Here is a 21,844-nt window from a genome sequence, read left to right on the forward strand (position 1 = left end):
TTATTTATTACTGGAGTTGAACAAGCGTCAGCACACCGCCGAACACCGCCCCGGTATCGATATAGTGCAGATTATTGAAGTCATAACGTCGTTCAATAGGCGTATGACCGAACCAGAAGTGATCCGCTCCGGTTATTCCCTGCCCCTTCCCGGCCATCAATCCCATCAGCCGATCGCGATCCCACAGCACACGCTGGGCGCTCACCGGTTTGTTCCAGACATACTCCGGTGCGGGATAATCCGCATGAGCAATCACATTCAGGCCGTTTGCACAGGTCGTCTCGATAATATGCGGTAAGGCCCGGCACTCTTCGAGTAGCTTCAGCGCCAGTTTTTGTTGTTCGCTATCAAGCCTCGCAAACCAAATACCGCCATTGATTGTCCAGAGGGCAAAATCATTATATTGAAGCGCATCCAACGCCATTTGTTCATGATTACCTCGTACTGCGCAAAACCATTTTTCATGCATAAGCTGTAAACATTTCACGCTGTCCGGACCGCGATCGATAATATCCCCGACGGAGATCAGCAGATCTTCATAAGGATTAAAATGACGACGCTTCAGTTCGTCCATAAGCGCTTGATAGCAGCCATGTATATCGCTCACAACCCAGACATGACGCCAGTGTTCACCGTCGATTCGCTGATACATAACGCCTCCTTTAAAAAGTATAGCTGCACCCGAAAATGACACCAGACGCGTATTGATTTCACAAAGCCAAACAAACGGTAAACCAACCGCAAATAAAGATCTCCGCGGTATTAATCCGTTTTTTCCTGCCCTTTAGAATAAGAGGTGAAAATAACAAGAGGTCTTCACGTGTCAAATACACACCTGCAAAACGATGTGCTGTATCCGCATCGCACCAATATCATTTCCGGTCTGGTGAAAGGAAAGCTCATTCCGGGCCCCATCTGGCAGAAACGCGATTACCGGCTGAAGTTTCTTTTACGTTCGCTTCTGTTCTGGTCTTCCACCCATCGCATGCTGGATGCCCTCTCGGGCCGTGATGATTTCGACCGTCTGCTGGCCTCTCAAATCACCCTGCCGAGCAAAACCCATCGCCAGTACCTGATGCGTGGCCTGCACGCCAGCGATCGTGCGGACGCTATCATTAGCCACTATCACTGGATCGATGGCCTGAAAGACGCCGTCCTCGCCCATGCGCTGACGAGCCCACAAGAGCAGTCGGTTGTGCAATTTCAGGCGAAAAACGACGTTATCTATACTGTCAACGCGTCTTCCGCCCGAAAAGCCGAACGCGAAGGCGAAAGCACCCTGTGGCTGCGAGATAACGATAACACGCTGCTTGCAAGCCTGACCTTTAGCGTTGCCCGCAGCAACGGGCAGTCCGTGCTGGTGATTGGCGGCCTTCAGGGTCCACGACGCAATGTCTCTCGTGACGTGATTAAGCATGCAACACGTGCCTGTCACGGTCTGTTCCCCAAGCGCGTGCTGATGGAAGTGCTTTTTCAACTGGCGACCCACTCCCGCATCCATGCCATTTTTGCCGTCAGCGACGAAGGCCACGTTTTCCGCGCATTGCGTTACCGGCTGAGCAAAGGCCGTCATTTCCATGCCAGCTACGATGAATTCTGGGACTCGCTTGACGGTAAAAAGCTCTCGAATTTTTGCTGGCAGTTGCCCCTGCAGATGGAACGTAAATCCCTCGACGAGATTGCCAGTAAAAAACGGGCTGAATACCGTCGCCGCTTCGCACTGCTTGATGAAATTGAAGCGTCAGTAAAATCACGCTTTTAAGCTCACTGACGCCTTTCGCTAACTACGCACAAGAATTTAACAAAACAGTCAAAAAGGGCTGGACTTTCGCCCGCTGTAGTGTGGTATGGTTGAAGCAGTTGCACAGGAAGTGTACGCTCTGCGAAAGTCGATTAGTGGATTTTATCGTTTACTTTTATGCAGATAAAAAGAGACCGAATACGATTCCTGTATTCGGTCCAGGGAAATGGCTCTTGGGAGAGAGCCGTGCGCTAAAAGTTGGCATTAATGCAGGCTCAATCGCCTTGCCTTTTAAGAATAGATGACGACGCCAGGTTTTCCAGTCCACAGCAAAAGTGGCCTGAAAAAAAGCGTCACAGCATCATTAAAATTGAAAAACCGCAGAGCTTTCACAAGCGCCTGCGGTTTTTTATTGGAAACCAGACGGCTAGCAGAGCGTGTTGGCCCGCTCGATAAACGGTGCGAGGCTCATTTTCTGCCCTGGGTTCGCCGGATCATCAATCTGGATCACGCTGACAGGCTGGCCGTTACTCTTTCCACTGGCGACCTGCTGTTCAGCGGTGTCGTTTAGCGGATACTGCACAAGCGTACTGGGGTTAATCACATACAGCGCGTGCCCTGGACGGCAGGTCAGCATCACCTCTTCGCGATTGAACGCCCATTTATCCTTACCCACTTCAAAACGGCTGACGGTGATAACCTGCGGTGCCGCCAGCGCATTTCCGGCGCAGGCCAACAGTAAGAGAGAAAGCAGTGTCTTTTTCATATGTTCTTTAACCTTGTCAGAAGGGTTCCCAGGTCGCAAACAGACTGACCGTTGCCAGTACCAGCGCGCCCAGCACCACTTCTGTCTGTGTCATCCTGATAAAAATCTGTTGTTCCCGCCCGGCGTCCGGGCGAAAGCGTGGCACCAGAAAATACCGATTCACCAGCGCAATTGCCACCATCATTACCACCAGCGCACATTTGAACAACAACAGTTGTCCATAAGCTGTGTGCCAGGGCACAGCAAAACCGAGGATAAAGAGTGCATTCACAATCCCGGTCAGCAATACACCCGCCACGGCGTAATGTCCCACGCGTGAAAAGCGCATCATGGTATAGATAGCCGCCGTCTGCCAGCGCCCTTTTGCAAGATGCATACAAAACAGCAGAGGCAGTAATCCGCCAAGCCAGGTTGCTGCGCATAAAAGGTGAATGGCATGGTTCAGACGCTGCAGCGCCCCCGCCGCACCTTCGTTCATCGTCGCGTGGCCGACGCCCGCCAGCAGAACAAATTGCCCCAGCGACAACAGCAATAGCCGCGCTCCCCTTTGCGGTGCCAGCCACGCGGCACCGGCAGTGATAACAGCGAGAATTATTTGCCACAGCCAGACGCTACCAAACTGCGTACCGAGTACGCTATGCCAGATAGCCGGGCGAAGTACGTCGCTCCAGCCGTTACCCATCAATCCCCCCTGAACCGAGAACATCAGGAGTGCAGCCGTCAGGCTGATTACGGCGGCGATTTTCTGCTGTAACTGGAAACGTCTCACCATCAGGCGATGCAGGGAAGAAGGCGCAAACCAGACGCTATATAACGCGTTGCCGAAAATCAGCATCAATGCGCCAAAATGGATGAAGCGCAACGCGACATAGCACAAAGCCAGCATTCTATTTCACGCTAAAGTGATAGCTGCCTTTGGTTTTGTGGCCGTCCACAGAGACCACATGCCAGTCGACCTGGTATGTACCCGCCTTCAGCGGTTGTTCAAGCGGAACAATGAGCTGCGCGTTGTTCTTTTCGTCACGCTTCACTGTGCCGGTTTTGATCGGCTGCTGTTGTGCGTCGGTCACTACCACGCCACTAAACGCCGGTTCAATGCCTTCAGAGAAATTCAGCGTCAGTGTCTGCGGGGCCGCAACCAGAGAATCCGCTGCGGGAGTTTGCTGTTTAAGATGAGCATGGGCCAGAACAGATGGCGTCATTGCCGAGGAGATCAGTAAAGCCAGTGCGCACACCACGCGGGAGGAGTTGAAACGCATCGCAATCATTCCTTTTTGTTATGCCTGTATGGTAAAGAATAACTCTGTATAATAAGCGAGTCGAGGATCATCCTGCGCCTGCTTGTCATCATCGTGCAATCGCGGTAACGTTGCCGCCGCATAAAAAGGAGAAGGTAATGAAGATCAATCTGGCCGCCCTTCCTCAGGACGAGATGGACAAAATGAATGTCGATCTCGCTGCCGCTGGCGTCGCATTCAAAGAGCGTTACAACATGCCTGTCGTGGCGGAAGTGGTAGAACGTGAGCAACCCGCGCACCTGCGTGACTGGTTTCGTGAGCGCTTAATCGCCCACCGTCTGGCCTCTGTAAACCTCTCGCGTTTACCGTATGAACCTAAAGTGAAATAACCTTAACGACTCGTTACACTTCCTTACATGTATTCTGGCAGGATAAGAAAACCCTTATTAAATTAGGTGTATTCTTAAACCCCAGCGACTTAGTGTAAAAGGAAGTCACGATGTCACGATGGAATATTGCTGCCGCCCAATATGCCCGACAGCACCACAGCGTTAATGACCATGTTGAACACCATCTCCGTTTTATTGCCGAAGCAGCCCGGCAAAAGTGCGATTTAGTGGTGTTTCCTGAACTCTCATTAACCGGTCCGGGTGAGGCAACGTTACCCGCCCCGCCAGACGATCTACAGCTTGCCCCACTGCTTCACGCCGCGCAGTCGTTGAATATCAGCGTCATTGCGGGGATTACGCTTCTTCAGGACGGTCAGCCTCAGAAAGGGCTCGCGCTCTTCACACCACATCTCGATACCATACTGCGTTACCCGCAAGGAAGTGGAGCAAGTTTGATTCCCGGCGACAAGCAGTTAACCATCATCGAAAGCCCGTCTGACGCCCCCAATCTCGACCCGCTGGCGACGTTATTTACCAGTAGCCAGGCGGTGGGTGATAACCGCTGGCGGCAATCCATCAATACGTTACAGCGTTTTGCGCATAAGTATGCCATTGCGGTGTTAATGGCGAATGCGCGTAGCGGTAGCGCCTTATGGGACGAAAAAGGCCAACTGATTGTCCGCGCCGACAAAGGGGAGCTGTTATTAACCGGATCTCTGGGTCGACAGGGTTGGCAAGGCGATATCATTCCATTAGGCTAAGCGTTTTATGGTCAGGAGCGATCAATGCTGCGCGTCATCGATACCGAAACATGCGATCTTCAGGGTGGAATTGTGGAAGTGGCCTCTGTCGATGTGGTTGACGGAAAGATAGTCAACCCAATGAGCCACCTGGTACGTCCAGACCGCCCGATAAGCCCGCAGGCGATGGCCATCCATCGCATTACGGAATCAATGGTGGCGGATAAACCGTGGATTGAAGAGATTATTCCTCACTACCACGGCAGCCAGTGGTACGTGGCGCATAACGCCAGCTTTGACCGTCGGGTATTGCCGGAAATGCCGGGTGAGTGGATCTGCACCATGAAACTGGCTCGCCGTCTGTGGCCGGGAATTAAATACAGCAATATGGCGCTGTATAAATCCCGTAAGCTCAGCGTCAGAACGCCGGAAGGGCTGCATCATCACCGCGCCCTGTACGACTGCTATATTACCGCTGCACTGCTGATCGACATCATGAATACTTCCGGCTGGACGCCAGATGACATGGCGACGATCACAGGACGCCCCGCGCTGCTGACCACCTTTACCTTCGGCAAATATCGCGGTAAAGCGGTATCTGAAGTGGCTGATAAAGATCCGGGCTATCTGCGCTGGCTGTACAACAACCTCGACAGAATGAGCCCGGAATTACGCTTAACGCTGAAGCACTATCTGGGCGAAGCCTGACGCTCCGCACGGCCTGGCAGCGTGCCCTGCGCCAGGCCGATCAAAAAAGCATACTCCAGCGCAACCCCTTCATAGGATTTAAACCGCCCCGATTTACCGCCATGCCCCGAGTCCATGTCGGTACACAGCAACAGCAAATTATCGTCGGTTTTCAGTTCACGCAGTTTCGCCACCCATTTTGCCGGTTCCCAGTATTGCACCTGCGAATCATGCAAGCCGGTGGTTACCAGCATATGCGGATATGCTTTCGCCTCTACGTTGTCGTAAGGGCTGTACTCTTTCATATAGCGGTAATAGATCTCATCCTGCGGATTCCCCCACTCTTCAAACTCACCGGTGGTGAGCGGAATGGATTCATCCAGCATTGTCGTCACCACATCCACAAATGGAACCTGCGCAATGATGCCTTTAAAGCGTTCGGGACGTTGATTAATCACCGCGCCCATTAACATCCCTCCCGCACTGCCGCCCATTCCAAAGCAAAGCTGCGGATCGCCATAACCTTGTTCAATCAACGCATCACAGACATCAAGATAGTCGTTGAAGGTGTTTTTCTTTTTCAGGAACTTACCGTCTTCGTACCAGTGCTGCCCCAGCTCACCGCCGCCGCGAACATGGGCGATGGCAAACACAAAGCCGCGATCGAGAAGGCTCAGCCTGCTGCTGCTGAAATCCGCATCCATGCTGGAGCCATAAGAGCCGTAGCCATAGACCAGAATCGGGTTTTTACCTTTGTTGAAATGCGCCTTGTGATACACCAGAGAAACGGGCACCTCTACGCCATCGCGGGCGATCACCCACACGTGCTCACTGCGGTAGTTATCGGCGTCAAACCCTTTCACCTCAGCCTGTTTGATCACCTGCCGTTGCCCGGTATCCATATCCAGCTCGAACAGCGTGTCCGGCGTGGTCATTGACGAATAGCCGTAACGCAGTCGTGAAGATTCTGGCTCAGGGTTAAAGCCAATCCAAGTGACATAGGCCGGATCATCAAACGCAATCCCCACCACTTCCCGCGTTTTCCGGTTGATTTGCCGGATACTGGTTAACCCTCGCTGACGCTCTTCCACCACCAGCCAGTCGGTAAACAGCGTAAAGCCTTCCAGCATCACCTGCTCGCGCGCGGGAATGAGCACTTCCCACTTTCGTTCGTCTCGCACTTTGGTTTTATAGAGGCCAAAGTTTTTACCTTCGCGATTAGAACGCAGGTAAAAACTGTGCTGAAAGTGATCCAGGCTGTATTCATGATCTTTGCGGCGCGGCAGGAAGCAAAGCGGCTGCGCGTCCGGTAGCTCGGCATCCAGAAGCAGAACTTCTGAAGTGGTCGCGCTGGCAAGGAAAATAATCACATAGTGCCGCGACGAGGTTTTATGCAGGCTGACATAAAAGGTCTCGTCTTTCTCTTCGTAGACCAGCTCATCGTCAGCGGAATCCGTACCCACGGTATGCCGCCAGACCTGGTAAGGCAGCAGCGTGGAAGCATGTTTTTTAACGTAGTAAACCGTTTCGGAATCATTCGCCCAGACAAAATCGGGGGAGACATTATCCAGCATTTCCGGATACCAGTTTCCCGTTTCCAGATTGCGAAAACGCAGGCCATACTGGCGGCGCGAGAGGTAATCTTCCGCCAGCGCCATAATGGCGTTATCCGGGGAGATGGACATGCCGCCCAGCGTATAAAACTCACTGTGGGCGGCGCGTTTATTCGCATCGAGCAGAATGTCCCAGTCGTCCCACTCGGCGCTTAATACGGACTGCCGCTGGTAGATGGGATATTCATTGCCCGGCTCATAGATATGGCGATAGCGGTAGCCGTTTTTTGTCCACGGCGCGGAAATATCACGCTGGGGGACACGCTGTACCATTTCATTGAGCAACTGGTCCTGAAGCGCCTGCTGGCTGGACATAACCTTGCGGCCGTAGTCGTTTTCCTGGTGCAGATAGTCAAGCACCTCTGGCCGGGAACGGGAATCGTCCCGCAGCCAGTAATAGTGATCTATACGCGTATCACCATGCGTGGTGATCGCATAAGCAGTACGTGGGGCTTTCGGTGGCATGTCATGAATTCTTTTTCGTTTTACACCCTATAAGGTTGGCAAAACACACGCATGATGCAAGCGAAACATGACCACGGTAAGACATTACGTGCCCTGTAATGCCTGTTTTTGTTGCTGAATATCCTGCTCAATCCCTTCGCGAACATCCTGAGGAATTTTCAGTGCATCCCCCAGCGCATTCAGGTAACTCCGCTCCATAAAGTGATCGATATCGATGGCCGCACAGCTCAGAAAATAGAGTTCGAGCGCCTCTTCCTCGTTTTTAACGCTTTGTGCCAGGCGCTGTGGATCGAGCGGCTGTTCAATCGCCTGCGTTACCAGCGTTCTGCCCTGCGCTTCCACACCGGCTTCACGCAGTTGCTGTTCAATCGCCGAGCGTTCTTTGTCATCAATATGACCGTCACTTTTTGCAGCAAATACCAGCGCGAGGATAAGCCTCTCGGTGCGCACGTCCAGTGGCGACGTATGCTGCCCATACTGCGGTTCATCCTGATGCGCAGTGCGGACTTTGTCCTTATATTTGTTCCACAACACAGTCCCTGCAATCGCGCCGCCACCGGCCAGCAGTGCGCCGGTCCCGTATTTTGCCAGCAGCTTACGTGATGACTTATTGGCAACCAGCAGACCCGCCAGCCCCCCAAGCGCACCCGGCACCAGCAGCTTACTCAGCCCTTGCTCGCCAGATGACGAGGCTTTCTGGCCCAACATGGATTGCAATTGATTCAACCAGCCTGACATGATGTCCCTCGCTTAACAGTGCATAATCTTCACAGACTAAGCGAGCGCGTGTCAGGAAATGTCTGGCGGTACTAAAGAAGCGCAAATTTCTTACCCCCCTCACAGCCCCTGAGCAAGACAGACGCAAACGTTTTCGTTTATACTGCGCGCAACTTTTTCAGGGGGATTATTATGACTCGTTTAGGAACCGCGCTGCGACCTTCAGCGACGCGCGTCATGTTATTGGGATCGGGCGAACTGGGTAAAGAAGTGGCGATTGAGTGCCAGCGTTTAGGTGTGGAAGTCATTGCCGTCGACCGCTACGCTGACGCACCGGCCATGCAGGTTGCCCACCGCTCACACGTGATCAATATGCTTGACGGCGATGCCCTGCGCACGCTGATTGCCACAGAAAAGCCCGATTTCGTGGTGCCTGAAATCGAAGCCATTGCTACCGACACGCTCATTGCACTTGAGCAGGAAGGCCAGCGCATAGTGCCCTGCGCTAAAGCCGCAAAGCTGACCATGAACCGTGAAGGCATTCGTCGCCTGGCGGCTGAAGAACTTCAGCTCCCGACGTCCAGCTACCGTTTTGCCGGTGATAAAAATGAATTCCTGCAGGCCGTCGGGGAGATTGGCTACCCGTGCATCATTAAGCCAGTGATGAGTTCTTCCGGGAAAGGACAGAGCTTTATCCGCGACAGCAGCGCGCTGGACAACGCCTGGGACTACGCCCAACAGGGTGGCCGCGCCGGTGCCGGCCGCGTGATTGTCGAAGGCGTCGTAAAGTTTGATTTCGAAATCACCCTCCTGACCGTCAGCGCCACAGATGGCGTCCATTTCTGCGATCCGATTGGCCATCGTCAGGAAGATGGCGATTATCGCGAGTCCTGGCAGCCGCAGCAGATGAGCGCCCTGGCGCTGGCGCGGGCGCAGGAGATTGCCCGCAAGACGGTGCTGGCGCTGGGCGGCTATGGGTTGTTTGGCGTGGAACTGTTTGTCTGCGGTGACGAGGTGATTTTCAGCGAAGTCTCCCCTCGCCCGCACGATACCGGCATGGTGACGCTGATTTCGCAGGATCTCTCCGAGTTCGCCCTGCACGTTCGCGCATTCCTCGGTTTGCCCGTGGGCGGCATTCGTCAGTATGGCCCGGCAGCCTCGGCAGTGATCCTGCCGCAACTGACCAGCCAGAATGTCACCTTTGATAATATTGAAGGGGCAGTGGGAGCAGGCTTGCAGGTACGTTTGTTCGGTAAACCGGAAATCGACGGGACACGTCGACTGGGTGTGGCGTTAGCGACCGGGGCTAATGTGGACGAAGCCGTGACAAGAGCCAAAACAGCCGCCGCGAATGTGAAAATCGCAGGGTAAAAAAAACGGGCCAGGCGGCCCGTTTTTCATGGTGCTTTACTGCTTCGCACCTTCAACCGCTTCGCGGGCCAGTCTGGTGATGCGATCCCAGTCACCGGCTTCCAGCGCGTCAGCCGGAACCAGCCAGGAGCCACCGATGCACAGCACGCTTTTCAGCGCCAGGTAGTCACGGTAGTTCGCCGGAGAGATACCACCAGTCGGGCAGAAACGAACCTGTGAGAACGGGCCTGCAATGGCCTGCAGCGCTTTGGTGCCACCGTTAGCCTCAGCCGGGAAGAATTTGAACTCTTTCAGGCCGTAGTCCATACCCAGCATCAGTTCAGACACGGTGCTGATACCAGGGATCAGAGGGATTGTCCCTTCAGTTGCCGCTTTCAGTAGCGGCTCGGTCAGGCCAGGGCTGATCGCGAACTGTGCACCCGCTTCAGTCACTTCAGCCAGTTGCTGTGCGTTCAGAACGGTCCCCGCACCGATGATCGCATCCGGCACTTCTTTGGCAATCGCGCGGATCGCGTCCATTGCACAGGCGGTACGCAGCGTCACTTCCAGAACACGAACACCCCCTGCAACCAGCGCTTTCGCCATCGGAACAGCGTGCTCCAGTTTGTTCACCACGATAACCGGCACTACCGGGCCAGTCGTCAGGATTGCTTCTGCACTTGTTTTCCAGTTTTTCATCAGAGTTTTCTCTCGCCAGATCGATAAAATCAAGTCGTCTTAAAACGTAATACAGGTTGCGCCCTGCTCCGCGCCGGAGAGCTTCTCACGCAGCGCACCGAACATTTCGCGTCCGGTGCCTGTGCGCGACGCGCTCAGGTCAGGAATATATGGCTTACGTGCCGCCAGTTCTGCTTCATCCACCAGCAGCGTTAACTCACCTGTCTTGCCGTTGACGCGGATCATGTCGCCATCCCGGACTTTCGCCAGCAGGCCGCCGTCGTAGGCTTCGGGAGTCACGTGGATCGCCGAAGGCACTTTACCTGATGCGCCAGAGAGGCGTCCATCGGTCACTAGCGCAATTTTGAAACGGCGGTCCAATAATACACCAAGTGGCGGCATAAGTTTATGTAATTCTGGCATCCCGTTCGCTTTTGGCCCCTGATGACGCACCACAACAACGCAATCTTTGTCGAGAAGGCCGGCATCGAAAGCGGGCAAAACGTCATGCTGGCTTTCGAAGACAACTGCGGGTGCTTCGATAATCTGATTCTCTTCCGGTACGGCAGAGGTTTTCATGACCGCGCGGCCCAGATTGCCGCTCAGCACTTTCGTCCCACCATGATGAGAGAAAGGTTTATCGATAGTGGCGATAACCTGCGCATCAAGAGAGGCGGCAGCCCCATCACGCCAGTCCAGCTCACCGTTGTTCAACCACGGCTCCAGGGTATAACGCTGCAGACCAAACCCTGCTACGGTGTTCACGTCTTCATGCAGCAGACCGCCCTTCAGCAGCTCGCGCATCAGCACCGGTACGCCACCCGCGGCCTGGAAGTGGTTGATATCTGCCGGACCGTTCGGGTACAGGCGTGCCATCAATGGCACAACGGCAGAGATATCGGAGAAATCATCCCAGTTGATCAGAATGCCTGCAGCCCGCGCCATCGCCACCAGGTGCATGGTGTGGTTGGTTGAGCCACCGGTCGCCAGCAGAGCAACGATGCCGTTCACCACAACTTTTTCATCGACCATTTTGCCGAGCGGCATCCACTCAGTGCCGTTGCCGGTGAGACGCGTAACCTGGCGAGCTGCGGCCTCCGTCAGCGCCTGACGCAGTGGTGCATCTGGCTGAATAAAGGACGAACCCGGAAGCTGCATCCCCATAAACTCCACCACCATCTGGTTCGTGTTGGCCGTACCGTAGAAGGTGCAGGTGCCTGGTGCGTGGTAAGACGCCGCTTCTGCTTCCAGCAGCGCTTGTCGGTCCGCCTTGCCTTCAGCATACAGCTGGCGAATACGCACTTTTTCTTTGTTTGGCAGGCCGCTTGCCATCGGGCCGGACGGCACGAAAATCGCAGGCAGATGACCAAACGACAGTGCGGCCATCGCCAGGCCGGGAACGATTTTGTCGCACACGCCCAGATAGAGCGCACCATCAAACATATTGTGTGACAAGCCCACAGCAGCAGACATGGCAATCACTTCGCGGCTCAGCAAGGACAACTCCATCCCGTCCTGACCCTGCGTCACACCGTCGCACATGGCTGGCACACCGCCCGCCACCTGACCTACCGCATTCACACTGTGCAGCGCTTTACGGATGATCTCCGGATAGACTTCGTACGGCTGGTGCGCGGAAAGCATGTCGTTGTAGGAGGTTATGATCGCAATATTGTTACGCAGCATACTTTTCAGCGACGCTTTATCATCGGGCTGGCAGGCTGCAAAGCCGTGGGCTAAATTGCCGCACGCCAGCTGTGAACGATGAACCGTTGCTGATTTGGCCTGTTCGATACGTGCGAGGTAGGCAGTACGTGTCTTTTTCGAGCGATCAATAATACGCTGTGTTACCCGTAACAATACTGGATTCATAAAAGCTCCTAAAATTTGTTTTCCCTGGCTCGAATATTAACAAGGTAAGGCGCATGTATTAACAAGGCTGAAACGCTTGCAGTCAGGGCCAGTGGGCAAAATTACTGGAGGCAGTGTAATAAAAAAAGCTCCGTGGGTGAATCCACACGGAGCTTAAATGATTAAAAATTGTGCCACAATCTGTGCCAGATCATGTTACCGGTAAAATAACCCGTTTGGATTACCCGGAATGCTTACTCAAACTCGTTCCAGGAGCGACCATCGCGGGTGATCATCGCAACAGAGGCGACCGGTCCCCAGGTGCCCGCCTGATACGGTTTTGGCGCATCCTGATCGGCAGCCCACGCTTCGGTAATGGAGTCGACCCATTTCCACGCCTCTTCCACTTCATCACGACGCACGAACAGCGCCTGAATACCACGCATGGTTTCCAGCAGCAGGCGCTCGTAAGCGTCGGCCAGGTGCGTTTCGTTAAAGGTTTCGGAGTAGCTCAGGTCCAGTTTGGTGGTCTGTAGGTTATGTTTGTGATCCAGACCCGGCACTTTGTTCAGGATCTGAATATCCACACCTTCGTCCGGCTGCAAACGGATGGTCAGCTTATTCTGCGGCAGCTCCTGCCATGACTCTTTGAACAGGTTCAGCTCAGGGTTTTTGAAGTACACCACCACTTCGGAACATTTAGTTGGCAGGCGTTTGCCGGTGCGCAGGTAGAATGGTACGCCCGCCCAGCGCCAGTTATCGATATCCACGCGGATTGCGACAAACGTTTCGGTGTTGCTGGACTTGTTAGCGCCCTCTTCTTCCAGATAGCCAGGCACTTTTTTGCCCTGGGCAAACCCGGCGGTGTACTGCCCGCGGACGGTTTTCTCACGCACGTTTGAGCGATCGATGCGGCGCAGCGATTTCAGCACTTTCACTTTTTCATCACGGATGCTGTCTGCAGTCAGATCTGACGGCGGAGACATGGCGATCATGCACAGGATCTGCAGCAGGTGGTTCTGGATCATGTCGCGCATCTGACCGGCCTGGTCAAAGTAACCCCAGCGCCCTTCGATACCCACCTCTTCGGCCACGGTGATTTCCACGTGATCAATGGTGCGGTTATCCCAGTTGTTCACAAACAGGGAGTTGGCAAAACGCAGCGCCAGCAGGTTCAGTACCGTCTCTTTACCGAGATAGTGGTCAATACGGTAGACCTGGCACTCTTCAAAATATTCGCCCACCTGGTCGTTGATTTCACGCGAGGTTGAAAGCGATGTCCCCAGCGGTTTTTCCATGACCACGCGCGCAGGTTTGGCATTCAGTTTTGCCTCGCCCAGACCTTTGCAGATTGCGCCGAAGGTGCTTGGCGGCATGGCGAAATAGTTAATGGTGACGCGGTTTTTCTGATCCAGCATTTCGCCCAGACGGGAAAACGCACTCACGTCATTCACATCCAGGTTACAGAAATCGAGGCGTCCGCTCAGCGTGTCCCACAAACTTTCATCAATTTTCTCTTTCATGAAGGTTTCGAGCGCTTCGCGTACAACCTTAGTATAAGCGTCCTTGTCCCAGTCGGCGCGCCCAACACCCAGGATACGGGTATCCGGATGAAGCTGGCCCGCTTTCTCCAGTTGATACAGGGAAGGCAGCAATTTTCGGCGTGCAAGATCGCCTTTCGCGCCGAAAATGACCAGGTCACATGCCTGGGCTGTTTGCGTTACCGCCATGTCATTCTCCTCAGTTGGATCACCTGGTACTTCTGCCAGGTATCGTTGTAATTTTATTACAATGCACTGTACTGCTTTTACGTCATTCCCGAAACCATTAGCGCTTAGCGTCACGTGCGATACCGCGATTTTTCACCACTCAAAGGCACAGGAGACGGTTATCACGCAAAAAGCGTTGATTCTTTGTACTGATACGCCACAGCAAAACCCGACAGCGATCAAGTAATGAAAAAAAACAACAACATTTCTTGCCGACTGTTACCCTTTAGGGAAGTCACAGGGGTAATATCGGCTAAATCGAATCACGATTTCATCTATAAATGAAATCGTTTCCACACATGAGCGCCTTGTTAACAATGAACATGCTGGAAAAAATCCAGTTTCAACTGGAACACCTTAGCAAATCCGAGCGAAAAGTGGCTGAAGTTATTCTCGCCTCTCCCGCTCAGGCGATTCATTCAAGCATCGCCGCTCTGGCTCAGGAATCGGGCGTCAGCGAGCCGACGGTAAACCGATTCTGCCGAAGCCTGGAAACGCGCGGCTTCCCTGATTTTAAACTGCATCTTGCGCAAAGTCTGGCAAACGGTACTCCGTATGTTAATCGCAATGTGGATGAAGACGACAGCGTCGATGCATACACGGCGAAAATATTTGAGTCGGCCATGGCGACACTCGACCATGTCCGCCAGTCGCTGGATATGAGTTCAGTGAATCGTGCGGTGGATTTACTGACCCAGGCCAAACGGATTGCGTTTTTCGGCCTTGGCTCCTCTGCTGCCGTCGCCCATGATGCCATGAACAAGTTTTTCCGCTTCAATGTTCCCGTCATTTATTCCGATGACATTGTCCTGCAACGCATGAGCTGTATGAATTGTAGCGAAGATGATGTCGTGGTTCTGATTTCACACACCGGACGCACCAAAAGTCAGGTTGAACTGGCGCAACTGGCGCGTGAAAACGATGCCATGGTCATCGCCCTGACGACGGCCGGTACGCCGCTGGCACGAGAAGCGACGCTCGCCATCACTCTGGACGTCCCGGAAGACACCGATATGTATATGCCAATGGTTTCCCGCCTTGCGCAGCTCACGGTGATTGATGTACTGGCGACCGGATTTACCCTGCGTCGTGGCGCAAAATTCAGAGATAACTTGAAGCGGGTCAAGGAAGCGCTGAAGGAATCGCGTTTTGATAAAGAATTGCTTATAAAGAGCGATGTTCCCTAAAAGTTTATAACGAAGATGTAACAATTCACGGCATTCGGTCCCCTCCCTGTTGCCTTGCAGCAGAAGATGGCCGATTTATTGTTCACGCAACACCAAAGTTGTTTCAGTCAACGGAGTATTACATGTCCAGAAGGCTTCGCAGAACCAAGATCGTCACCACCTTAGGTCCGGCCACCGATCGCGATAATAACCTTGAAAAAATTATTGCCGCAGGTGCCAACGTGGTGCGTATGAACTTCTCTCACGGTACACCAGAAGACCATAAATTACGTGCAGATAAGGTCCGTGAGATCGCGGCTAAACTGGGCCGTCATGTTGCTATCCTCGGTGACCTGCAGGGTCCAAAAATTCGTGTATCAACATTCAAAGAAGGGAAAGTTTTCCTCAATATTGGCGACAAGTTCCTGCTTGATGCCAACCTGAGCAAAGGCGAAGGCGACAAAGAAAAAGTCGGCATCGACTACAAAGGCTTGCCCGCTGACGTTGTACCTGGCGACATCCTGCTGCTCGACGACGGTCGCGTACAGCTTAAAGTGCTGGAAGTTCAGGGGATGAAAGTGTTCACCGAAGTGACCGTCGGCGGCCCACTTTCCAACAACAAAGGGATCAACAAACTTGGCGGTGGCCTCTCTGCAGAAGCGCTGACCGAAAAAGACAAAGCGGATATCGTGACCGCGGCGCAAATTGGCGTCGACTATCTGGCCGTCTCCTTCCCGCGCTGCGGCGAAGACCTGAACTACGCGCGCCGTCTGGCACGCGACGCGGGCTGCGATGCGAAAATCGTTGCCAAGGTTGAACGTGCTGAAGCCGTTTGCGACCAGGATGCGATGGACGACGTGATTCTGGCGTCAGACGTAGTGATGGTTGCCCGTGGTGACCTGGGTGTGGAAATCGGCGACCCGGAACTGGTCGGTATCCAGAAAGCGCTGATCCGTCGTGCGCGTCAGCTGAACCGCGCGGTGATCACCGCGACCCAGATGATGGAGTCGATGATCACCAACCCAATGCCAACCCGCGCGGAAGTGATGGACGTAGCCAACGCCGTACTGGACGGCACGGATGCGGTTATGCTGTCAGCAGAAACGGCTGCAGGTCAGTATCCGGCAGAGACCGTGGCGGCGATGGCGCGCGTGTGCCTGGGCGCTGAAAAGATCCCAAGCATCAACGTCTCTAAACACCGCCTCGATATTCAGTTCGACAACGTGGAAGAAGCGATTGCGATGTCCGCCATGTACGCGGCGAACCACCTGAAAGGGGTAACGGCAATCATCACCATGACCGAATCCGGCCGCACCGCGCTGATGACCTCCCGTATCAGCTCCGGTCTGCCGATCTTCGCGATGTCTCGTCACGAACGTACGCTGAACCTGACGGCGCTGTACCGCGGTGTCACACCGGTTCACTTCGACAGCACCAATGACGGCGTCGCGGCCGCGCACGATGCAGTGAACCTGCTGCGCGACAAAGGCTACCTGGTGTCCGGTGATATTGTTATCGTGACGCAGGGTGACGTGATGAGCACCATCGGCTCGACCAACACCACCCGCGTATTGACCGTGGAATAAGGTTTGATCCCCTCTCCCCCAGGGAGAGGGGTATTATTTATTTCTTCGGAAAAAGCTCTTTGCGTTTGTAGGGCTCTTTTTCGCCCGGCTTACGCGTTTTAAGCAGTTTGAGTATCCACGTATACTGTTCAGTATGCGGTCCCACCAGCAGCTCCACCTCCTCATTCATACGACGCGCGATGGTGTGATCGTCTGCGGTTAGCAAGTCGTCCATCGGCGGACGCACCTCAATGGTCAGGCGATGCGTTGTACCGTCATAAATCGGGAAAAGCGGAATAACGCGGGCACGACAGACTTTCATCAGGCGACCAATCGCGGGCAGCGTGGCTTTGTACGTGGCGAAGAAATCCACAAATTCGCTGTGCTCAGGACCGTGATCCTGATCCGGCAGATAGTAACCCCAGTAGCCCTGACGCACAGACTGAATAAATGGCTTAATTCCGTCGTTTCGCGCGTGGAGCCGTCCACCAAAGCGACGACGAACGGTATTCCAGACGAAATCAAAAATCTTGTTTCCCTGGTTGTGGAACATGGCTGCCATCTTCTGACCCTGGGATGCCATCAGCATTGCCGGGATATCCACGCCCCAGCCATGTGGCACCAGAAAAATCACCTTCTCATCATTGCGACGCATGTCGTCGATGATTTCCAGTCCTTTCCAGTCCACACGCTTCAGGAGCTTTTCAGGGCCGCGCAGCGCCAGTTCTGCCATCATCGCCATTGCCTGCGGGGCGGTGGTATACATAGCATCAATAATGGCTTCACGCTCGGCGTCGCTTTTCTCGGGGAAGCAGTAGTAGAGATTGATTTGCGCACGGCGGCGAGCGCTTTTTCCTGCTCGTCCTGCAAGGCGGCCAATTTTACCCAGCACGGGATCGCGAACAGACGCGGGTAACAGTGCGATGCCAGCAAACGCGTAAACGCCAAGCCATGCCCCCCAGTTGCGTGGATGGCGGAAAGATTTTTCAAACTCAGGAATGTATTCAATATTGTTTTTTTTGGTTTCCATGCGGGTTCCAGGGTCTGGTGACGCAAAAATTCATTGAGATAGTGTAGCGAGGCAGCCGCTTACGCACAAAAGAAAAAGCCGGCGCATACAGACGCCGGCTTTTTAACAAAACGGATGGCTTAGTCGAAGCGCAGCTGCGGCATGACCTCTTTGACCTGAGCCAGGTAATCAGTACGATCTTTACCGGTCAGCCCTTCGGTCCGAGGCAGTTTTGCCGTCAGCGGATTCACCGCCTGCTGGTTAATCCACACTTCGTAGTGCAGGTGTGGACCCGTGGAACGTCCGGTGTTGCCTGAGAGCGCAATACGGTCGCCACGCTTCACCTTCTGCCCAGGTTTTACCAGAAGTTTGCGCAGGTGCATATAACGGGTGGTGTAAGTACGACCGTGACGGATGGCGACATAATACCCTGCCGCACCGCTGCGTTTCGCCATAACGACTTCACCGTCACCCACCGCGAGCACTGGTGTCCCCTGCGGCATGGCGAAGTCCACACCGCGGTGAGGTGCCACGCGACCGGTTACCGGATTCAGACGACGCGGGTTGAAGTTGGATGACACACGGAATTGTTTTGCCGTCGGGAAGCGCAGGAAACCTTTCGCAAGCCCTGTCCCACTGCGGTCATAGAACTTACCGTCTTCGGCACGAATGGCATAGTAATCTTTACCCGCAGAACGCAGGCGTACACCCACCAGCTGGCTCTGTTCGCGTTTGCCGTCCAGCATTTCACGGGACATCAGAACAGAGAATTCATCACCTTTTTTCAGCTTGCGGAAGTCCATTTGCCACTGCATGGCTTTGATAACCGAGCTAATTTCAGCACTGGTCAGCCCCGCATCGCGCGCGCTGGACACAAAACTCGCGCCGACAGTCCCTTTCATCACGCTGTTAACCCAGTCGCCCTGCTGCAGTTCGCTGGTCATCTTGAAACCAGTGGCAGTGCGATCGTAGGTGCGGGTTTCGCGACGCGACATTTCCCACGTCAGGCGTTGCAAATCCCCCTCCGGGGTTAATGTCCAGGAGAGCTGCTGACCGATTTTAAGGTTACGTAACTCTTTATCCGATGCGGCGAGCTGGCTGATATCCCCCATTTCGATGCCGTACTGGTTCAGAACGCTGCTCAGCGTATCCCCGGTTGAGACGACATATTCATGGATACCTGCTTCGTTCGCGATCTTGTCATCCAGCTCATCCTGAGGGATAGCTTCATCTTCCTGAGCCGCCTGGTCGATTGGCTCGCTGGCCTCAGGCAGCAAAGAACGAATTTCGCTCTTCTCAAGCTCGATGGTTTTGATGATAGGGGCAGAACTCGGGTGGTAAACATAGGGCCGCCAGACGGCGACCGCTAAAGTGAGAACTGTAAGCGACCCCAGCATAACGCGGTGGGGTCGGGGCAGATTATTAAATGCCAGGGCGACAGAGCGGGCTATCTGTTGCACGTATTCACTTCCTCGTTAATCTCCTTTCAGGCAGCTCGCATACTGGTTCGCCAGTTGGCTGAGGAACTGCGAATAGCTCGCTTTGCTCAACTGGATATTCGTTCCTAGCGGGTCAAGGGTACCCATGCGCACGGATGTTCCCCTGGCCACGGCTTCTACGACCGCTGGCCTGAACTGTGGCTCAGCAAAAACACATGTTGCTTTTTGCTCAACCAGCTGTGTTCTGATTTCATGTAAACGCTGCGCACCAGGCTGAATTTCAGGGTTGACGGTAAAATGCCCCAGCGGGGTCAGTCCGTAGTGTTTTTCGTAATAGCCATAGGCGTCATGAAAAACGAAATACCCTTTTCCTTTCAGCGGTGCCAGCTCGTTACCTACCTGCTTATCGGTTGCGGCTAATTGTGCCTCAAAATCCTTCAGGTTGGCGTCAAGTTTGGCTCGACTTTGCGGCATAAGTTCCACTAATTTGTCATGGATTGCAACCGCCGAAAGCCGCGCTATCTCTGGGGAGAGCCAAAGATGCATGTTGTACTCGCCATGATGGTGATGACCGTCACCTTTTTCACCGTGAGCATGATCGTGATCGTGTTCGTCGCCGTCGTCTTCAGCCCCTTTCATGAGCAACGGTTTCACACCGGAAAGATCGGCAATGGTGACCTGCTTTTCCTCAGGAACCTGTTTTGCCGACTTCTGCATAAACGCTTCCATCTCTGGGCCAATCCAGACAACTAAGTCCGCGTTTTTTAAGCGTTTTACATCAGAAGGCCGTAATGAGTAATCATGCTCAGAGGCACCATCAGGCAGTAATACCTCGGTCTCCGTTACCCCATCTGCAATGGCAGACGCGATAAATCCAAGCGGTTTAAGCGAAGCGACAACGGCAGCGTTAACATCTTGTGCTGTTGTACCCCAAAGGGCAGCGGATAATGCTGCGAAAAGAAGCGTATTTTTATGTAACATAATGCGACTAATCATCGTAATGAATGCGTGGAATGTGATATTATAACATTCGATGACTTCTGCAAGCATAAATTGACATGACGACTTTGGTTTCTCTCGAAAATATTTCGGTCTCTTTTGGTCAGCGCCGCGTCCTCTCTGATGTGTCGCTGGATTTGAAGCCCGGTAAAATACTGACGCTCCTCGGCCCCAACGGGGCAGGAAAATCGACGCTTGTCCGCGTGGTGTTAGGGCTGGTAGCACCGGATGAAGGTGTGATCAAACGCGACAACGCCTTACGTATTGGCTATGTGCCACAAAAATTACACCTGGATGCCACGCTGCCGCTGACGGTCAGCCGGTTTCTGCGTCTGCGTCCTGGCACCCGTAAAGCGGATATCCTTCCGGCGCTGAAACGCGTGCAGGCGGGTCATCTGGTTGATGCGCCACTGCAGAAACTCTCAGGTGGTGAAACGCAACGCGTTTTACTCGCCCGCGCCCTGCTAAGCAGCCCCCAGTTGCTGGTGCTGGACGAACCGACGCAGGGTGTCGATGTGAATGGCCAGGTTGCGCTTTATGATTTGATCGACCAGCTTCGCCGCGAGCTTAACTGCGCGGTGCTGATGGTTTCACATGACCTGCATCTGGTGATGGCAAAAACCGACGAAGTGCTGTGCCTGAACCACCACATTTGCTGCTCCGGTACGCCGGAAGTGGTGTCGATGCACCCGGAGTTTATCTCTATGTTTGGCCCTCGCGGTGCCGAACAGCTCGGAATATATCGCCATCATCACAATCACCGCCATGATTTACAGGGACGAATTGTCCTGCGCCGGGGAAATGGACACTCATGATTGAACTGTTACTGCCCGGCTGGCTGGCCGGGGTTATGCTTGCCTGCGCTGCGGGTCCACTTGGCTCGTTTGTGGTCTGGCGCAGAATGTCCTATTTCGGCGATACCCTCGCACACGCCTCTCTGCTGGGCGTTGCCTTTGGCCTGCTGCTGGACGTCAACCCGTTTTATGCCGTGATTGTGGTTACACTGCTGCTGGCCGCCGGTCTGGTCTGGCTGGAAAAACGCCCTCACCTCGCCATTGATACGCTGCTTGGCATTATGGCCCACAGTGCGCTCTCGCTCGGCCTGGTGGTGGTGAGTCTGATGTCAAATGTTCGCGTTGACCTGATGGCCTACCTGTTCGGCGACCTGCTGGCTGTTACGCCGGAAGATCTGATTTCCATTGCCATTGGCGTCGTCGTGGTACTGGGTATTCTGCTGTGGCAGTGGCGTAACCTGCTGGCGATGACCGTCAGCCCGGATCTGGCGTTTGTTGATGGCGTGAAGTTGCAGCGCGTGAAGTTGCTGCTGATGCTTGTGACGGCATTGACCATTGGCGTGGCAATGAAGTTTGTCGGAGCGCTGATTATTACGTCACTGCTAATCATACCTGCTGCCACGGCGCGTCGCTTTGCCCGCACGCCGGAGCAGATGGCAAGCGTGGCGGTCATAATCGGGATGATTGCGGTTACAGGAGGGTTAACCTTCTCGGCGTTCTATGACACGCCGGCGGGGCCGTCAGTGGTATTGTGCGCGGCAGTGCTGTTTATTTTCAGTATGATGAAAAAGACCGCGCAGTAGTCAGCATGTCCCCGGTGATGCTTCGCTTACCGGGGCTACAAAAACGTTCCATAGGCCGGGTAAGG

21 protein-coding genes are annotated in these 21,844 nt (G+C 54.0%); 9 read left to right on the plus strand and 12 right to left on the minus strand.

Annotated features, from left to right (window positions below; all coding sequences use genetic code 11):
• Positions 1–7: 7 nt before the first annotated feature.
• Positions 8–652: a protein-serine/threonine phosphatase gene (gene pphA / locus EoCCA6_RS02930; protein ID WP_152081400.1), complete on the minus strand. Its 645-nt coding sequence runs from the start codon at positions 650–652 to the stop codon at positions 8–10.
• Between the two features lie 168 nt (positions 653–820).
• Between pphA and EoCCA6_RS02935 the strand changes: the two genes are divergently transcribed.
• On the plus strand, positions 821–1,762 hold the full coding sequence (locus tag EoCCA6_RS02935) for a VirK/YbjX family protein (RefSeq protein ID WP_152081401.1): 942 nt from the start codon (positions 821–823) through the stop codon (positions 1,760–1,762).
• A 406-nt stretch (positions 1,763–2,168) separates the two neighbouring features.
• Here the strand turns inward: EoCCA6_RS02935 and EoCCA6_RS02945 are convergent, their stop codons facing one another.
• The 3 genes from EoCCA6_RS02945 to yobA are packed head-to-tail and all read right to left on the minus strand — an operon-like array spanning position 2,169 to position 3,766.
• Entirely contained in the window at positions 2,169–2,507 is a 339-nt protein-coding gene (locus EoCCA6_RS02945) for a YebY family protein (protein ID WP_152081402.1), read from the minus strand.
• Positions 2,508–2,523: 16 nt separating this feature from the next.
• The gene (gene copD, locus EoCCA6_RS02950; protein WP_152081403.1) at positions 2,524–3,393 is read right to left on the minus strand and encodes a copper homeostasis membrane protein CopD; all 870 of its coding nucleotides are present in this window, start codon (positions 3,391–3,393) and stop codon (positions 2,524–2,526) included.
• 1 nt (position 3,394) lies between these two features.
• Complete coding sequence (gene yobA / locus EoCCA6_RS02955; protein WP_152081404.1) at positions 3,395–3,766, minus strand: CopC domain-containing protein YobA; 372 nt, start codon at positions 3,764–3,766, stop codon at positions 3,395–3,397.
• 137 nt (positions 3,767–3,903) lie between these two features.
• On the opposite strand from yobA, the gene EoCCA6_RS02960 reads away from it, so the two are divergent.
• The 3 genes from EoCCA6_RS02960 (at position 3,904) to exoX (ending at position 5,582) form a co-directional block, all read left to right on the plus strand.
• Positions 3,904–4,134, plus strand: coding sequence for a DNA polymerase III subunit theta (locus tag EoCCA6_RS02960; RefSeq protein ID WP_152081405.1), 231 nt, complete (start codon positions 3,904–3,906; stop codon positions 4,132–4,134).
• 110 nt (positions 4,135–4,244) lie between these two features.
• Positions 4,245–4,895, plus strand: coding sequence for a carbon-nitrogen hydrolase family protein (locus EoCCA6_RS02965; RefSeq protein WP_152081406.1), 651 nt, complete (start codon positions 4,245–4,247; stop codon positions 4,893–4,895).
• A 24-nt stretch (positions 4,896–4,919) separates the two neighbouring features.
• Entirely contained in the window at positions 4,920–5,582 is a 663-nt protein-coding gene (exoX, locus tag EoCCA6_RS02970) for an exodeoxyribonuclease X (RefSeq protein WP_152081407.1), read from the plus strand.
• Here the strand turns inward: exoX and ptrB are convergent.
• Positions 5,564–7,639: an oligopeptidase B gene (gene ptrB, locus EoCCA6_RS02975; RefSeq protein WP_152081408.1), complete on the minus strand. Its 2,076-nt coding sequence runs from the start codon at positions 7,637–7,639 to the stop codon at positions 5,564–5,566. The two genes, exoX and ptrB, sit on opposite strands and share 19 nt — an antisense overlap.
• A gap of 84 nt (positions 7,640–7,723) precedes the next feature.
• The gene (locus EoCCA6_RS02980; protein ID WP_152081409.1) at positions 7,724–8,377 is read right to left on the minus strand and encodes a tellurite resistance TerB family protein; all 654 of its coding nucleotides are present in this window, start codon (positions 8,375–8,377) and stop codon (positions 7,724–7,726) included.
• Between the two features lie 171 nt (positions 8,378–8,548).
• Here EoCCA6_RS02980 and purT point away from each other — a divergent pair, with 171 nt between their 5' ends.
• Positions 8,549–9,727 carry a formate-dependent phosphoribosylglycinamide formyltransferase gene (gene purT / locus EoCCA6_RS02985; RefSeq protein ID WP_152081410.1) on the plus strand — a complete coding sequence of 393 codons (1,179 nt, stop codon included), beginning with the start codon at positions 8,549–8,551 and terminating at the stop codon, positions 9,725–9,727.
• Between the two features lie 36 nt (positions 9,728–9,763).
• Here purT and kdgA read toward each other — a convergent pair whose 3' ends face one another.
• The 3 genes from kdgA to zwf all read right to left on the minus strand — a co-directional run bounded on the left by kdgA (position 9,764) and on the right by zwf (position 13,965).
• Positions 9,764–10,405: a bifunctional 4-hydroxy-2-oxoglutarate aldolase/2-dehydro-3-deoxy-phosphogluconate aldolase gene (kdgA, locus tag EoCCA6_RS02990; RefSeq protein ID WP_134350674.1), complete on the minus strand. Its 642-nt coding sequence runs from the start codon at positions 10,403–10,405 to the stop codon at positions 9,764–9,766.
• Positions 10,406–10,444: 39 nt separating this feature from the next.
• Positions 10,445–12,256, minus strand: coding sequence for a phosphogluconate dehydratase (gene edd, locus EoCCA6_RS02995; protein WP_152081411.1), 1,812 nt, complete (start codon positions 12,254–12,256; stop codon positions 10,445–10,447).
• 233 nt (positions 12,257–12,489) lie between these two features.
• Entirely contained in the window at positions 12,490–13,965 is a 1,476-nt protein-coding gene (zwf, locus tag EoCCA6_RS03000; RefSeq protein WP_152081412.1) for a glucose-6-phosphate dehydrogenase, read from the minus strand.
• 356 nt (positions 13,966–14,321) lie between these two features.
• Between zwf and EoCCA6_RS03005 the strand changes: the two genes are divergently transcribed.
• Both EoCCA6_RS03005 and pyk read left to right on the plus strand, forming a co-directional pair.
• The gene (locus EoCCA6_RS03005; RefSeq protein WP_119937233.1) at positions 14,322–15,191 is read left to right on the plus strand and encodes a MurR/RpiR family transcriptional regulator; all 870 of its coding nucleotides are present in this window, start codon (positions 14,322–14,324) and stop codon (positions 15,189–15,191) included.
• Between the two features lie 122 nt (positions 15,192–15,313).
• Positions 15,314–16,756 (plus strand): pyruvate kinase, encoded by a 1,443-nt coding sequence (gene pyk, locus EoCCA6_RS03010; protein ID WP_112012431.1) that lies wholly within the window; start codon positions 15,314–15,316, stop codon positions 16,754–16,756.
• A 37-nt stretch (positions 16,757–16,793) separates the two neighbouring features.
• On the opposite strand, the gene lpxM is transcribed toward pyk, so the two are convergent.
• The 3 genes from lpxM to znuA form a co-directional block, all read right to left on the minus strand.
• Positions 16,794–17,765 carry a lauroyl-Kdo(2)-lipid IV(A) myristoyltransferase gene (lpxM, locus tag EoCCA6_RS03015; protein ID WP_152081413.1) on the minus strand — a complete coding sequence of 324 codons (972 nt, stop codon included), beginning with the start codon at positions 17,763–17,765 and terminating at the stop codon, positions 16,794–16,796.
• A 119-nt stretch (positions 17,766–17,884) separates the two neighbouring features.
• On the minus strand, positions 17,885–19,204 hold the full coding sequence (gene mepM, locus EoCCA6_RS03020; protein WP_152081414.1) for a murein DD-endopeptidase MepM: 1,320 nt from the start codon (positions 19,202–19,204) through the stop codon (positions 17,885–17,887).
• A 15-nt stretch (positions 19,205–19,219) separates the two neighbouring features.
• On the minus strand, positions 19,220–20,164 hold the full coding sequence (znuA, locus tag EoCCA6_RS03025; RefSeq protein ID WP_152084388.1) for a zinc ABC transporter substrate-binding protein ZnuA: 945 nt from the start codon (positions 20,162–20,164) through the stop codon (positions 19,220–19,222).
• Between the two features lie 77 nt (positions 20,165–20,241).
• Between znuA and znuC the strand changes: the two genes are divergently transcribed.
• Together znuC and znuB are read left to right on the plus strand one after the other, a co-directional pair.
• Positions 20,242–20,997, plus strand: coding sequence for a zinc ABC transporter ATP-binding protein ZnuC (znuC, locus tag EoCCA6_RS03030; protein ID WP_152081415.1), 756 nt, complete (start codon positions 20,242–20,244; stop codon positions 20,995–20,997).
• Positions 20,994–21,779 (plus strand): zinc ABC transporter permease subunit ZnuB, encoded by a 786-nt coding sequence (gene znuB / locus EoCCA6_RS03035; RefSeq protein ID WP_152081416.1) that lies wholly within the window; start codon positions 20,994–20,996, stop codon positions 21,777–21,779. Before znuC ends, znuB begins: the two co-directional genes overlap by 4 nt.
• The last annotated feature ends 65 nt before the right edge of the window (positions 21,780–21,844 follow it).

This window comes from Enterobacter oligotrophicus, from assembly GCF_009176645.1.
Classification (GTDB): Bacteria; Pseudomonadota; Gammaproteobacteria; order Enterobacterales; family Enterobacteriaceae; genus Enterobacter; species Enterobacter oligotrophicus.

Excerpts from the sequence above, each read along its gene's own strand:
- znuB (WP_152081416.1), top strand. The coding sequence starts at position 20,994 with ATGATTGAACTGTTACTGCCCGGCTGGCTGGCCGGGGTTATGCTTGCC.
- kdgA (WP_134350674.1), bottom strand. The coding sequence starts at position 10,405 with ATGAAAAACTGGAAAACAAGTGCAGAAGCAATCCTGACGACTGGCCCG.
- zwf (WP_152081412.1), bottom strand. The coding sequence starts at position 13,965 with ATGGCGGTAACGCAAACAGCCCAGGCATGTGACCTGGTCATTTTCGGC.
- EoCCA6_RS02945 (WP_152081402.1), bottom strand. The coding sequence starts at position 2,507 with ATGAAAAAGACACTGCTTTCTCTCTTACTGTTGGCCTGCGCCGGAAAT.
- EoCCA6_RS02965 (WP_152081406.1), top strand. The coding sequence starts at position 4,245 with ATGTCACGATGGAATATTGCTGCCGCCCAATATGCCCGACAGCACCAC.
- purT (WP_152081410.1), top strand. The coding sequence starts at position 8,549 with ATGACTCGTTTAGGAACCGCGCTGCGACCTTCAGCGACGCGCGTCATG.
- yobA (WP_152081404.1), bottom strand. The coding sequence starts at position 3,766 with ATGCGTTTCAACTCCTCCCGCGTGGTGTGCGCACTGGCTTTACTGATC.
- EoCCA6_RS02980 (WP_152081409.1), bottom strand. The coding sequence starts at position 8,377 with ATGTCAGGCTGGTTGAATCAATTGCAATCCATGTTGGGCCAGAAAGCC.
- EoCCA6_RS03005 (WP_119937233.1), top strand. The coding sequence starts at position 14,322 with ATGAACATGCTGGAAAAAATCCAGTTTCAACTGGAACACCTTAGCAAA.
- copD (WP_152081403.1), bottom strand. The coding sequence starts at position 3,393 with ATGCTGGCTTTGTGCTATGTCGCGTTGCGCTTCATCCATTTTGGCGCA.
- pyk (WP_112012431.1), top strand. The coding sequence starts at position 15,314 with ATGTCCAGAAGGCTTCGCAGAACCAAGATCGTCACCACCTTAGGTCCG.
- EoCCA6_RS02960 (WP_152081405.1), top strand. The coding sequence starts at position 3,904 with ATGAAGATCAATCTGGCCGCCCTTCCTCAGGACGAGATGGACAAAATG.
- edd (WP_152081411.1), bottom strand. The coding sequence starts at position 12,256 with ATGAATCCAGTATTGTTACGGGTAACACAGCGTATTATTGATCGCTCG.
- znuC (WP_152081415.1), top strand. The coding sequence starts at position 20,242 with ATGACGACTTTGGTTTCTCTCGAAAATATTTCGGTCTCTTTTGGTCAG.
- pphA (WP_152081400.1), bottom strand. The coding sequence starts at position 652 with ATGTATCAGCGAATCGACGGTGAACACTGGCGTCATGTCTGGGTTGTG.
- lpxM (WP_152081413.1), bottom strand. The coding sequence starts at position 17,765 with ATGGAAACCAAAAAAAACAATATTGAATACATTCCTGAGTTTGAAAAA.
- ptrB (WP_152081408.1), bottom strand. The coding sequence starts at position 7,639 with ATGCCACCGAAAGCCCCACGTACTGCTTATGCGATCACCACGCATGGT.
- exoX (WP_152081407.1), top strand. The coding sequence starts at position 4,920 with ATGCTGCGCGTCATCGATACCGAAACATGCGATCTTCAGGGTGGAATT.
- znuA (WP_152084388.1), bottom strand. The coding sequence starts at position 20,164 with ATGTTACATAAAAATACGCTTCTTTTCGCAGCATTATCCGCTGCCCTT.